Raw genomic sequence first — 12,322 nt, forward strand, 5'->3', positions numbered from 1 at the left:
CTGAGGAGCGCAGGGAGCGAAGCGACCGGAGCGACGAGGGAAGGCCGGGAGTCAAAGCCCCATGACCCCGCCGGCGCCGAAGGCCCGGCCATGTGCAGAGCCATCAGGACCCAGCGCCTGCCTGGTCCTGGATGGTCTTCAGGGCCTGGTCGGGCGGGATCTCACCGTTCAGGGCCTGGGTCCCGAAGCGGCTGAGCAGGTCGGCGACCTGGACCCAGTTCTTCGAGGTGACCAGCGCGACCGAGTTCTCCGATGCGTAGTCGATGACCTCCTTGGCCTCCGGGATCTTCGCGGCGGTGAACCAGGCCGGGTGCGCGGCGGTCCGGGCGGGGTACGCGCGGCCGGCCGCGGCCAGCGTGGTCAGCGGCTTCTCACTCGTCATCGACTGGATCGCCTGGAACGCGGCGTCCGGCGTCTTGCAGGAGCGGGAGATGCCGAAGCCCGAACCGGCGGTGTAGGTCTTCGAGCCGTCCGGACCGGCGGGGATCGGCACGATCCCGAGGTCGAACTTGACCTTGCCCATGGTGTCGATCAGCGACCACGGACCGTTGAGCTGCATCGCCGACTTGCCCGAGACGAACTGGGTGGTCTCGAAGTCGGTGTTGCCGGCCGGCACCTGCGGCGCGATCTTGTCGGTGCGGACGAAGTCCGTGTAGCCCTGGAAACCCTCCTCGAACTTCGGATCGGTGAGGTTGAGCTTGCCGTCGGCCAGCGGCTCCGCCCCGGTCTGGGTCCGCACCCAGGACGTCACACCGAGGTCACCAGGAGCAGTCACCAGACCGGTCTTACCGGCCGCGGTGAGTTTCTTCGCGGCCGCCTTGAACTCGTCCATCGTCCAGCCCGGCTTCGGATCGGGGATGCCGGCGGCCTTGAACATGTCCTTGTTGTAGAAGATCACCATCGGGCCGGAGTCGTACGGGATCGCGATCTGCTTCCCGTCCACCTTCAGGCCGTCCATGATCGGCTTGTCGAAGTCCTCGGCCTTCAGGCCGTACTTCTTCATCAGGTCGTCCAGCGGCAGCATCGCGCTCGCGTACGACGCGGTCCGCAGGCTCTGCATGCCGATGATGCAGGGCGCCTTCCCGCTGGCCAGCAGGGTGCCGATCTTGGACCAGTAGCTGTTCCAGTCCGTGCCCTGGAGCTTGACCGTGATGCCGGAATGGTCGGTATGGGCCTGGTCCGCGACCTTCTGCCACGCGGCCTGGTCCTCGGTACCACCGATCCAGAACTGCCAGGTCAGATCGGCCTTGTCGGCCGAACCGGAGCTACTGCTGCTGCCGTCGTTACCGCCCCCACAGGCGGCCACGGCCGTGAGTGCCAGCACCGACAGGGCGGCGGTGGCCCAGCGGCGAGCCCGCGCTGGTGTTCCTTTCATTGCTGACCTCCAGGGACAGATCTGGTTCCAAAGTGGTGCTAGTCATCCGATCTATATGCTGAAGCCTTGACATCAGTCAACAGTTCGTGTCCTTAATTCAGGGTCGAAAGTCACGCCTGAGCGTGAAAAAACGCCCAGACATCCGATGTATGAAGAGCGGACATCGGATGTTTCGTAGCTTTGCGAGGAGGGGTGTGTGCGGGTTACCGACGAAGCGATCGACCGGATCAAGCAGATGATCGTGACCGGCGAACTGCGGCCCGGCGACCGGTTGCCGCGCGAGTCCGACCTGGCCGCGCGCCTCGGCCTGTCCAGGAGCTCGTTGCGCGAGGCGGTCAAGGCGCTCGCGCTGATCCGGGTGCTGGAGGTCCGGCAGGGCGACGGGACGTTCGTGACCAGCCTGGACCCGTCGCTGCTGATGGAGACGATGGGGTTCGTCCTGGACCTGCACCAGGACGCGTCAGTGCTGGAGTTCTTCGAGGTACGCCGGATCCTCGAGCCGGCCGCGGCCGCCCGGGCCGCGCTGCGGATGGCCGACGAGGACATCGCCGCGCTGCGCAAGCTGCTCGACGACCTCGGCCCGGAGCCGGCGGTGGAGGATCTACTGACCAGCGACGTGGAGTTCCATCGGCTGGTCGCGGTCGGCAGCGGCAATCGGGCGCTCGCCTCGATCATCGACAGCCTGCGCCAGCCGACCTACCGGGCCCGGATCTGGCGCGGTCTGACCCAGACCGACGCCGTCACCCGGACGCTGGCCGAGCATCGGGCCATCCTCGACGCGATCGAGGGGCGCGAGCCCGAGGTGGCCAGGTCCTGGGCGACGGTGCACATCGCCGGCGTGGAGCGCTGGATCCAGGAAGCGGTCAATCTTGACGACGAGGAGCCAGCTCCAACAGAACGGCGGAAGGCATCGGGAGGGTCAGTTCGACCGCTCCGTCGCGTAACTCCAGTGGAGTACTGACCAGCTTGCTCCGTTCGGCCAGCTCGGCCAGTTGCTCGGCGGTCGGCCAGTCGCCGACGCCGAGTTCGCCGGCGGCCGCGGCCAGGTCACCGGTGCCGATACCGAGCGTGGTGGCGGTGGCCTGCCAGGACGGATCCACACCGGGCAGCTCCACGTGGACCGTCCTGGACAGTTCGGGAGCCCCCGCGGCCTTGGTCTGGTCGAGGGTGAGATTCCACAGCAGTACGGCGATCCGGTCGCGGTCCCGTGATGCCCAGGCCTCGACCAGACTCCCGCCGCCGTCACCGCTCAGCGTCACCGGCAGCTCGACCGGCCCGAGCCGGCTCAGCAGGCTCATCGCGTGGAAGCGCGGTTTCGCCAGCCCACCGACGGTTTGCAGCCCGAAGCCACCGTGCAGGAACTTCGGTGGGCGACCCAGCTCCTCGAAATGGTCCGAGGCGACCCAGTACGCGAGCGCGTCGACCCGTCCGGCCGCCGACCGCATCCCGCGCAGCAGGAACACCCCGGAGAACACCGAGTCGTTGATCGGGTTGAAGTGCGTCGGCGTCACCCCCCACTCGGTCCACAGGATCCGCGCGTCACCGAACCCATGCCGATCCAGCGAAGCCTGTACGTCGAGAGGCGGTGAGCCGTAGGTGTGCGTCGACACGAAGTCCACCGGTGAACCCTGAGCCGCGGCGTGGGCGAGCAGATCGTCGACCCACCCGGCCGCGGCCGACGACGGACCGCCGACCGCCAGCCGTTCGTCCACGGACTTCACGGCCGCCGCGGTCGCGTCGTACAGGCGCATCCACTCGGCCTTGGTGCCGGACCAGAAGACCTCCAGGTTGGCCTCGTTCCAGACCTCGAAGTCCCAGGTCAGCACCTCGTCGAGGCCGTACCGCTCGACCAGATGCCGGAGGAGCGCCTGCACCAGGTCGTGCCAGGCCTCGTACGACTTCGGTGGTGAGATGATCGCGCCGTACTCGAAGACCGTCTTGGACGGATCGCTCGCCAGTTCGCGCGGCATGAAACCGAGCTCGACGACCGGCCGGAGTCCGATCGTGAGCAGCTTGTCGTAAACCGCGTCCACGACCGAGAAGTCGTACCCTGACGGGCCGAACACGTGCGTATCGTCGTGGAAGATCGCATGCGCCCGGACCGTCCGGACCCCGATCTCGTCGTGCATCCGCCGCAGCGCCTGCTCGAGCTCGACACCGATCTCGTGCTCGCCGGTGCGGTCCGTGCAGAGCAGCTGGCTGAGCCGCTCGCTGCCGACCATCGGCACCCACGGCCTGGCCAGTTCGGTGCCCTCGGCAACCGCATCGACCGTCACGCCGACCACGGGAACCGTGCCGTCGGCAACCAACGGTACGGCGCCGACGACCGCGCCCGGCCGGCCGCTGACCGTCACCTCGGGAACGCACGCGACCGCGTAGCGGTACGGCGTCCCCGGGGTGATCGTGGTGTCGACGTACGGCGGCGCCGGGACCGAGAGGATGTCGCCACTGTGGTGATCGACCGGTTCGAGCGGGCCGCGTTCGCCGGTGCCTCGCAGGATCAGGTACCCGGCGGCGCCGTCCACCGGTGACCAGTCGATCGTCACCTGGCCGACGCCGCCGACCGCGGTGACCTCCTTGGGTGGATCGAGGTCGGGGAAGGTGAAGTCACGTTCCTCGTCACTGCGAACCGCGATCCGGGCGTCCCAGTCGGTCTTCGCGTCGTGCTGCATCAAGAGGTCTCCTGTGGTTATTCGAGGCCGGATTCGAACTGCTCCATCGCGATCAGCGGCCGGATCCGTTGCTCGACCGTCCGGCCGGCGAAGTTGCGCCGGATCAGGTCGTTGCCGAAGACGTTGCCGATGGCACCCAGCACCATCGCCTGGTCGAGGGCGAGGTAGCGCTTGGCGATCAGGCCCGACTTCACCGCGACCGAGTCGTAGAAGCCGCCACCGCCGTACGCGTGCAGGTTCGTCTCGATCCGGCTCAGGTTCTCGATCGCCTGCCGTGGGGCGTACGACATCGCGAGGAACGCCGCGTGCGGGGTGACCACGCCATCGCCGTACGTCGGGTTCGGGTTGGTGCCCTCGCGGCAACCTTCGAACCCGGCGTCGAAGTTCGTCGCCTCCAGGTCGGACGGGTAGCCGCCCGGGTCCATCCCGATCGCCTCGACGCCGTAGACGGAGTACCCGCCCTTCGGGTTCGAGGCGGGAGAGAAGCCCCAGTAGCCGTACTTCGCGTCGTCGAGACCGTGCTCGATCTGCGCGCGGACGGTCAGCGGGTGGTTGAGACCCCAGCTGCGCGGCGCCCAGGTCGACTCGGGGACGAACAGGTCGGGCATCAGCGACTCGAACATGTCACCGCCCCAGGACGGTACGAGCCGCATCCCACGGTAGGAGTACGTGCCCTCGAAGACGTCCAGGCCGAGGTAGGTCCGATGCACGCCCTTGGGCTTCTGCTCCACCCACGACCAGTCGCACGAGTCCGGGAAGGTCCGGTAGGTGGCGAAGTACTGCGTGTGCGGGACCTGTCCGAGTGCGAAGCCGACGTACCCGGCGATCCGGGCCTCGGTGTTGCAGGTGTCGTAGTGGAACTTGCGGTAGTACACGTCCGGACCGGTGCCGGCATGGTTGCCCTTGTCGGTTTCCTCGTCCGGCGGTGGGGTCTCGAAGAAGCCGCCGCGCATCAGTCCGCCTGGCCGAGCCGCGGGGTTGTAGTAGTAGGCGAAGTTCATCTTGTTCAGCAGGGACTCCGCTAGCGCCCGAGCCTGCGGCTCCGCGTTGCGGACCACCATCAGGGCGCACGCGAGCCAGCCGTTGTCGACGCTCGACACGAACGGCGTGATCGGCCTCGTCCCGTCCGGGTCGGTGTAGCGCACCTCGCCGGTGGCCTCGTCGTACCAGTTGAAGAACATGCCGCTCGGCTCGTGGTGGTCGGCGTTCTTCAGGGTGGTGAGCGTCTGGGTGATCCTGCGCAGCGACTCCTGCGGCGAGATGATGCCGAGGTGGCGGGCGACGACCGTACTCCACAGGTAGCCGCCGATGTTGGTGGGCGAGGTGTAGTTGCTGCGGACCGGGTTCGTGACGGACTCGCCGATGTTGTCGGCCGGCAGGCCGGTGTGCTCGTCGGTCATCGCGACCATGCTGCGCCAGGTGTCTCTGGCCCACCGCCCGACCAGGGCTTTGTCCTCACGGCTTGGCTTCCATCCTCCCTTCAGCAGCTCCGCGGGTGAGGGCGTTCCACCGAAGGCGGGGGTGGCGGTTCCGATCAGGGTGGCTGCGCCGGTGGCGGCGAGCAGGGTGCGGCGACTGATGTTGGCGGTCATCTTGTCTCCAGACGGTCTATTTGAGGCCAGTAATGGCTATGCCCCGGGTGACGTGGCGCTGGAAGGCCAGGAACATCACCAGCACCGGTACGACGACCACGACCGCGCCGGCCATCAGCAGGCCGAAGTTCTGCGCGTTCTGTCCGGTCGAGTACAGCGCCAGGGCGACGGGGAGGGTGTACTTGTCCTCGGTCTGGGCGATCACCAGCGGCCAGAGGAAGTTGTTCCAGGATCCGAGGAAGGTCAGGATGCCGAGCGTGGCGAGCGCGGGGCGGGTCAGCGGCAGCATGATCCGGGCGAAGATGCCCAGTTCACCGCTGCCGTCCACCCGGCCGGCGTCCATCAGATCGTCCGGCAGCCCGAGGAAGAACTGCCGCATCAGGAACACGCCGAACGGCGAGACCAGGAACGGCAGGATCAGGCCGGGGTAGCTGTTGGCCAGCCCGGCGTTGGTGACGAGCACGAACAGCGGGACGAACGTGACCATGCCCGGGATCATCAGGGTGGCCATCACCAGCACGAAGAGCGCGTTGCGGCCCTTGAACCGCAGCTTGGCCAGTGCGTAACCGATCATCGAGCAGAAGGTCAGGTTCCCGGCCGTCACGACCAGCGCGACGATCGTCGAGTTGAGGAAGTAGCGCGGGAAGTTCGCCTTGCTGAACAACGAGGAGTAGTTCTCGGTGGTCGCATCCTGCGGCCACCAGGTCGGCGGGACGCGGAGCAGTTCGCCCTGCGTCTTGAAGCTGCCCAGCACCATCCAGAGGAACGGCGCCGCGACGGCGACGAGTCCGAGCACCCCGATCAGGTAGATCCACCAGGTGCGGCGCATCACTTCTCCCTCAGCAGCCGGAACTGGATGAACGTGATCACCGCGATGACGACGAACAGGATGTACGCCATCGACGTGGCCAGGCCGTAGTTGCCGAAGCCGAACTGCTGGTAGGTGAACATCGACACCGAGATCGTGCTGTTCAGCGGACCGCCCTGGGTCATCACGAACGGCTCCTCGAAGAACTGCAGGTAGCCGATGCCGGTGGTCACACTGGTGAACAGGATCGTCGGCCGGAGCAACGGCAGGATCAGGAACCTGAATCGTTGCCAGGGGCCCGCACCGTCGATCTGGCCGGCCTCCTCGACCGACTGCGGGATGCCCTGCAGCCCGGCCAGGAAGATGATCATTGCGGAGCCGAAGTTCCGCCAGACCGCCATCGCGATCAGCGACGGCATCGCCCAGGTCTTCGACGCCAGCCAGTTCGGCCCATCGATGCCGACCCAGCCGAGCACGGTGTTCAGCAGCCCGGAGTCCGGTGCCAGCACGAACCGCCAGATCACCGCGATCGCGACGATCGACGTCACCACGGGGAGGTAGTAGCCGACCTTGAACAGCGCCTGGAACCGCTTGACTCCTCGATCGAGCAACACCGCGGCGGCCAGCGCGACCACCAATGTCAACGGCACCCCGACAACCACGAAGTAAGCCGTGTTGAACGCGGCCTTCTGGAACGTCTCGTCCGACAACGCCTTCACATAGTTGTCGAACCCGACCCCGTTGACCGCGAACGGCGTCCGCAGATCCCGCTGCCGCATGTCGGTGAAGCTCATCCCCAACGACCCGAGCACCGGCCCGGCCGTGAACGCGAGGAAGAGCACCACAAAGGGAAGAACGAGGATCCAAGCGGCGGCGGTCTCTCTGGTGATCCTCCGTCGCGGGCGCCCAGGCGGCGGCGTACGCCGTACCGCCTGGGACCGCGTGTCCGTGAGGGTAGACATCAGGCTCAGCTACCGCCCGTGCCGATCGACGTCGCCTTGGTCTGGATGGCCTTGGCCGTGTCGGCGGGGGACTGGCCGGCCTTCGCCATCTTCTCGATCTCGGCGTCGAACGCGGTCGCGACCTGCTCCCAGTTCACGATCGCCGGCGGCGCCTTGGCGTCCTCGAGTTGCTTGCCGAACACCGGCAGCAGCGGGTCGGACGCGATGCTCTGGTCCTGCCACGCGCTCTTCACCGCGGGGAGGTCGGACGACAGCTTGAACCACGAGGCCTGCGTCTTCGCGTCCGACAGCCACTTGACCAGCTTCCAGGCGCTGTCCTTGTTCTTCGACGACTTGAACACGACGAAGTCCGAACCGCCGACGAACGACGTCGACGTCTTGTTCTTCGGCAGCAGGAACACTCCGATGTTCGGCTTGATCGCTTCACCGCCCGCCTTCGCCACCGACCCGGCCATCCACGGCCCGGAGATGAACATCGGCACCTGACCGTTGACGAACTGCGCCTCGGTCTGGTTCGGCGGCAGGTCGGTACCGGCCAGCTTCTCGGTGAAGAAGCTCTGGTAGTACTTCAGCCCTTCCTGCATCTCCGGCGTGTCGAAGGTGAACTCCTTCTGGTCGTCGCCGGTGATGTTCGCGCCGGCCGACCAGGCGAACGGCATCACGGTCTGCCAGGACCCCGCGCCACCCGGCTGCAGGTTGATCCCGTACTTCGCGCCGGCCTTCTCCTTCATCGCCTTGGCCATCGCCTTCAGGCCGTCCCAGTCGGTCGGCGGCGTGCTGAAGCCGGCCTTCGCGGCCAGGTCCTTGCGGTAGAACACCAACCGCGTCTCGACGTACCAGGGAACGCCGTACTGGGTGCCGCCGACCTTCGTGGTGTCGAGCGCGCCCGGGTAGAAGCCGGAGTTGTCGAAGCCCTGCGGCGTCGGGTCGAGCGCGCCGAGGTCGGCGAACTCGCCCATCCAGGTGGTCCCGACCATCGCGAGGTCCGGCGTCGACTGCGCGGTGATCGCGGTGGTGAACTTGTTGTGCGCGGCGTCCCACGGGATCGGCGTGACGGTCACGTTCACGCCCGGGTTGGCCTGCTTGAACTGCTCCAGCAGCTTGGGCAGGTTCTCGCCCTCGGTGCCCATCGCCCACACGGTCAGGTTGCCGGTGGCGGGTCCTTCGCTGACGGTCGTTGTCGCCTGTGCCCCTCCGCTGGGAGAATCCTCGGACCGGCCGCACCCCGCGAGTGCGAGGGCCGTGGCCGTCAGCGCAGCGCTGCCGATCACCAGCCGGCGGCGGATGCTGTGGGTGAACATTCGTTGTCTCCTCACTCAGAACTACTTCTGCATCCCCCGGTTCGTGCCGCAGCTGTCCCGCAGCACGAGTTGTGTCGCCAGTACGTCGTTCCGCGCCCGGGTGCGTTCCCCGGTCACGCGTTCGTGCAGTCGTTGCGCGGCCAGCCGGCCGAGCTCGATCATCGGCTGCCGCACGGTCGTCAGCCCCGGCGACACGTACCGTGCCGCCATCACGTCGTCCCACCCCGTCACCACGATGTCGCCCGGTACGTCGAGCCCGCCGGCCGTGAAGCTGGTCAGCACCGCGAGCCCGAGCTCGTCGTTGGCGCAGACCAGTCCGGCCGGCCGTTTGTTTGCCTTGAGCATCTTTTCGGCGACCGCGCGACCGGCCTCCTCGGTCAGTGGCACGCGCTCCGGTTTCGGCACCGCGAGACCGCGCGACTCGTGAGCTTTCGCGAACCCGGCGTACCGCTCGGAAACGTCGTACGAGCTGGCCGGATCACCGACGAACAGGAGGTTGGTGCGACCGTGGTCGAGCAGCCGTGTCGTGAGTGACTCCGCGCTGGTCGCGCTCTCGCTGCGGACCGAGTCGCAGCCGGTGAGCGGCGGGTGCGCGATCAGCACCAGCTGGACGCCGGCCTTGCGCAGGCCCTGGATCGTCGGCAGGTCCAAAGCGTTGCCGTGGACAACGATCCCGTCGACCCGCCCGGCCAGGTCGCGGACGCTGCGGCGGGGATCGGGGTTGCCGTGGGTGACGGTGATGACGACGCTCTGGCCGTGCTCGCCGGCCCAGCGCTCGTACCCCATCAGCAGGTCGCCGTAGAACGGGCCGGCCAGGTCGGGCAGCACGAGCCCATGCGCCTCGTGCCGTTGTACCGCCAGGCTGCGGGCGGCGCGCAGCGGTACGTAGTTGAGCTCCTGCGCCGCCTGGTCGACCCGCGCTCGTGCCTTCTCCGACACCGGTCCAGTCCCTTGCAGGACACGCGAAACCGTCGCGATCGACAGCTTCGCCCGGGCCGCGACGTCGTAGATCGTCGCCGGCCGGCCGGTCGTTCCGGATGCCACGTGCTCGCTCCTGGGGGTCGAAGTGGAAGCGCTTACAGTTTTAGACCCTGCCCTGTCCCGGGTGGATCGGTCAAGGCCTCGTGGCCGATCTGCGACCATACGGGCCTGTCATTTGCGACCATGGAAGCGTGACCACACACGAGCGCGAGGACCAGCTCTTCCTGATCCGGCACGGTGAGACCGAGTGGAGCAAGTCGGGCCGGCACACGTCCGTCACCGACCTTCCGCTGACGCCGGACGGGGAGCGCGTCGCGGCGGGTTTGAAGCAGCGGCTGGCAGGGGAGAAGTTCGACCTGGTACTGACGTCACCCCGGCAGCGGGCCCGGCGTACAGCGGAACTCGCGGGGTTCCCGGATGCCGAGGTCGACAACGACCTTGTCGAGTGGGACTACGGCGACTACGAAGGCATCACCACCGCGGAGATCCGCAAGACCGTGGCCGGTTGGACGGTCTGGGCCGACCCGGTACCCAACGGCGAAACGCCCGCCCAGGTCGCCGCCCGCCTGGACCGCGTCAACACCCGCATCGCCGCCGTCCCCGGCGACGTCCTCGTCTTCGGTCACTCCCACGCCCTCCGAGCCCTCACCGCCCGCTGGCTCGAACTCGACGTCACCGAAGGCCGCCACTTCGTCCTCAACACCGCCACCGTCTCAGTCCTAGGCTGGGAACGAGGCTCCCCCGCCATCCACCACTGGAACGCCTGATGGGGTGAAGCCCACACGTGCTCCCGCGGCCACTCCTTCGTCGCGTCCGCTCCGCGCGCTCCCACCCGCCCCCCGGATCGGGGAGGCAAGCTGCCCGGGTCGACATGGCGCCGGGTCGTTCGAGTGGCCGGGGACATTCACTCCTGACGCTTTCCGGAACGTCACGGCCAGTGGGTGGCAGTAGAGTTCCGGGAACTTCAGCGCACCGGGCAGGTGGGGCCGCAGGGCTTGCCAAAGAGGGTGGGTTGGGTTCGGCGGAGTACGTCGAGGACCTGTACGGCGGCCGCGCACGGGCGGTTCGTGATGTCGAACCAGCCGTAGCGCAGCGTGGATTCGGCACGCAGCGTTGCGCGGTTGTCGCGGTCCAGGTCGCGCCAGCGTTGGTGAGGTGCGAGGTGGAGACGCCCGTCGAGCTCGACCACGAGTTCGAATCCGTTGTAGAAGACGTCGGTGATCTCGCGATCCACCGCCCGCTGCCGCTGCCCGGCCGGCAAGGCGTGCCGCCGTTCGACGTCGCGCAGATAGCGCAGTTCGAGCAGTGAGTGTGAGCCCGCGGCGACGTCGGCGATGATCGGCCGGAGCGCCCCGCGATGCCGTAACCGCGGCCGGTCGATCAGGGACCGCTCGATGTCGGCCGGACTGATGCGTCCGCTCTGACACGCCTCGGCGATCGCCGCCGCGGCCTGATCCAGCGACTGGCTGGTGCCGACGATGTCCAGTACGGCGTGTGCCGGCGTACGCCGCGGTGGGATGACCGCGGCGAGGCGATCAGACCAGTGCTCGTCACGATGAACGACGAGATTCGGCTGCGCCCGTACCCTCCGGTGTTCCGGAATGACCACATGGACCGGACGGTTCTCGTCGGACTTGATCAGGCCGAGCTGTTCGGCCGCGGTGTGGTGGCTCCAGGCGGCTTCGGGCCCGGCGTAGAGCAGTCCCGCCAGCCGCCGTTCGGCGTACCCGACCGGCCCGGTGTGAGTGGCGTAGACGCCAGGATGAACCCGCTGCCACCGTCTGCTTCGCAGCCATCGCCGGATCTGAGCCTCGGACCATCCCGCGGCGGTCAGCTGAGCACGTCCGACGATCCGGCCCTGAGCGTGGATCAGCCCCTCGATCCCCTCGGCCGCGAGCTGACCCCTCCACCACCAGTCCATCCCCTCCAGCCTGACCGATTTCCCGCCATTCCCGCTGAGGCCCTGTGGACAACCGTCACCTGCTCGGTTGTCGGAACATTTCGGTCGGTATCCGGCGTCTTGTTTCCGGAAAGGAGGCTTGGTCAGCGGGTGATGAGGTCGATCAGGGTGTTGATGCGGGCCTGGCGTTGGGGTGGGCGTAGGCGGGCGCCGTGGTTGAGGGTGGCTTGGCCGTGGAGGGCGCTCCAGAAGACTTCGGTGAGGGTTTCGGGGTCGGTGGCGGCGAAGGGTTCTACGCCGGCTCGGATTTCGTTGAAGGCGTCCTTGAGGGCGGCGGGGCTGTCGGCGGCACCGAAGACCAGGTCTGTGCGGCGGACGAAGATCGCGTCGTAGACGGCGGGGTGCTCTTCGGCGTACGTGAGGTAGGCCTGGGCCAGTCCGCGGAGACCGTCTCGGGTGCGGCCCTCGTGGAGCGCCGCGGTCAGCTCGACGACGCCCTCGAGGGCAACGGCGCCGGCGATCGCGTGCATGTTCTTGAAGTGGCCGTAGAGGACGGGCTGGCTGTAGTCGACGGCTTCGGCCAGGCGGCGGGTGGTGACGGCGTCCCAGCCTTCGGTCTCGGCGAGGTCCCGGGCGGTGCGGACGATCAGGTCGCGACGCTCCTCGCGGGCGCGCTCCCGGCGTGACGGTGTCGGCATAGACCGGATATTAGCACCGCTAGACAATCTAGC

The 12,322-nt window shown here is 67.7% G+C and carries 11 protein-coding genes; 2 read left to right on the forward strand and 9 right to left on the reverse strand.

What is annotated here, in order from left to right; translation table 11 throughout:
- Positions 1 to 103: 103 nt before the first annotated feature.
- The gene (locus tag AB0E63_RS15505; protein ID WP_360365822.1) at positions 104 to 1,375 is read right to left on the reverse strand and encodes a sugar ABC transporter substrate-binding protein; all 1,272 of its coding nucleotides are present in this window, start codon (positions 1,373 to 1,375) and stop codon (positions 104 to 106) included.
- A gap of 196 nt (positions 1,376 to 1,571) precedes the next feature.
- Between AB0E63_RS15505 and AB0E63_RS15510 the strand changes: the two genes are divergently transcribed.
- A complete protein-coding gene (locus AB0E63_RS15510; RefSeq protein WP_360365824.1) occupies positions 1,572 to 2,336 on the forward strand; it encodes a FadR/GntR family transcriptional regulator in 765 nt (254 codons plus the stop codon).
- Here the strand turns inward: AB0E63_RS15510 and AB0E63_RS15515 are convergent.
- Genes AB0E63_RS15515 through AB0E63_RS15540 form a run of 6 tightly spaced genes read right to left on the reverse strand, consistent with a single transcriptional unit; the run spans position 2,239 to position 9,754 of the window.
- Positions 2,239 to 4,047 (reverse strand): xylan 1,4-beta-xylosidase, encoded by a 1,809-nt coding sequence (locus AB0E63_RS15515; protein ID WP_360365826.1) that lies wholly within the window; start codon positions 4,045 to 4,047, stop codon positions 2,239 to 2,241. The two genes, AB0E63_RS15510 and AB0E63_RS15515, sit on opposite strands and share 98 nt — an antisense overlap.
- A 17-nt stretch (positions 4,048 to 4,064) precedes the next feature.
- Entirely contained in the window at positions 4,065 to 5,639 is a 1,575-nt protein-coding gene (locus AB0E63_RS15520; protein ID WP_360365828.1) for a glucoamylase family protein, read from the reverse strand.
- Between the two features lie 16 nt (positions 5,640 to 5,655).
- Positions 5,656 to 6,468: a carbohydrate ABC transporter permease gene (locus AB0E63_RS15525; RefSeq protein WP_360365830.1), complete on the reverse strand. Its 813-nt coding sequence runs from the start codon at positions 6,466 to 6,468 to the stop codon at positions 5,656 to 5,658.
- The gene (locus tag AB0E63_RS15530) at positions 6,468 to 7,409 is read right to left on the reverse strand and encodes a sugar ABC transporter permease (protein WP_360365832.1); all 942 of its coding nucleotides are present in this window, start codon (positions 7,407 to 7,409) and stop codon (positions 6,468 to 6,470) included. The genes AB0E63_RS15525 and AB0E63_RS15530 overlap by 1 nt, the downstream gene beginning before the upstream one ends.
- 5 nt (positions 7,410 to 7,414) lie before the next feature.
- A complete protein-coding gene (locus tag AB0E63_RS15535; RefSeq protein ID WP_360365834.1) occupies positions 7,415 to 8,710 on the reverse strand; it encodes a sugar ABC transporter substrate-binding protein in 1,296 nt (431 codons plus the stop codon).
- A 21-nt stretch (positions 8,711 to 8,731) separates the two neighbouring features.
- Positions 8,732 to 9,754 carry a LacI family DNA-binding transcriptional regulator gene (locus AB0E63_RS15540; protein ID WP_360365836.1) on the reverse strand — a complete coding sequence of 341 codons (1,023 nt, stop codon included), beginning with the start codon at positions 9,752 to 9,754 and terminating at the stop codon, positions 8,732 to 8,734.
- Positions 9,755 to 9,882: 128 nt separating this feature from the next.
- Here AB0E63_RS15540 and AB0E63_RS15545 point away from each other — a divergent pair, with 128 nt between their 5' ends.
- Positions 9,883 to 10,458, forward strand: a complete 576-nt coding sequence (locus AB0E63_RS15545) for a histidine phosphatase family protein (protein WP_360365838.1) — start codon at positions 9,883 to 9,885, stop codon at positions 10,456 to 10,458.
- Positions 10,459 to 10,655: 197 nt separating this feature from the next.
- Here AB0E63_RS15545 and AB0E63_RS15550 read toward each other — a convergent pair whose 3' ends face one another.
- Together AB0E63_RS15550 and AB0E63_RS15555 are read right to left on the reverse strand one after the other, a co-directional pair.
- Positions 10,656 to 11,612, reverse strand: coding sequence for a type IV toxin-antitoxin system AbiEi family antitoxin domain-containing protein (locus tag AB0E63_RS15550; RefSeq protein WP_360365840.1), 957 nt, complete (start codon positions 11,610 to 11,612; stop codon positions 10,656 to 10,658).
- Positions 11,613 to 11,734: 122 nt separating this feature from the next.
- Entirely contained in the window at positions 11,735 to 12,289 is a 555-nt protein-coding gene (locus AB0E63_RS15555) for a TetR/AcrR family transcriptional regulator (protein WP_360365842.1), read from the reverse strand.
- Between the last annotated feature and the right edge of the window lie 33 nt (positions 12,290 to 12,322).

This window comes from Kribbella sp. NPDC026596, from assembly GCF_040638415.1.
Classification (GTDB): domain Bacteria; phylum Actinomycetota; class Actinomycetes; order Propionibacteriales; family Kribbellaceae; genus Kribbella.

Bases quoted from the DNA above. Each gene is read 5' to 3' on its own strand.
- AB0E63_RS15520 (WP_360365828.1), bottom strand. From the start codon at position 5,639: ATGACCGCCAACATCAGTCGCCGCACCCTGCTCGCCGCCACCGGCGCA.
- AB0E63_RS15555 (WP_360365842.1), bottom strand. From the start codon at position 12,289: ATGCCGACACCGTCACGCCGGGAGCGCGCCCGCGAGGAGCGTCGCGAC.
- AB0E63_RS15505 (WP_360365822.1), bottom strand. From the start codon at position 1,375: ATGAAAGGAACACCAGCGCGGGCTCGCCGCTGGGCCACCGCCGCCCTG.
- AB0E63_RS15530 (WP_360365832.1), bottom strand. From the start codon at position 7,409: ATGTCTACCCTCACGGACACGCGGTCCCAGGCGGTACGGCGTACGCCG.
- AB0E63_RS15550 (WP_360365840.1), bottom strand. From the start codon at position 11,612: ATGGACTGGTGGTGGAGGGGTCAGCTCGCGGCCGAGGGGATCGAGGGG.
- AB0E63_RS15525 (WP_360365830.1), bottom strand. From the start codon at position 6,468: ATGCGCCGCACCTGGTGGATCTACCTGATCGGGGTGCTCGGACTCGTC.
- AB0E63_RS15515 (WP_360365826.1), bottom strand. From the start codon at position 4,047: ATGCAGCACGACGCGAAGACCGACTGGGACGCCCGGATCGCGGTTCGC.
- AB0E63_RS15535 (WP_360365834.1), bottom strand. From the start codon at position 8,710: ATGTTCACCCACAGCATCCGCCGCCGGCTGGTGATCGGCAGCGCTGCG.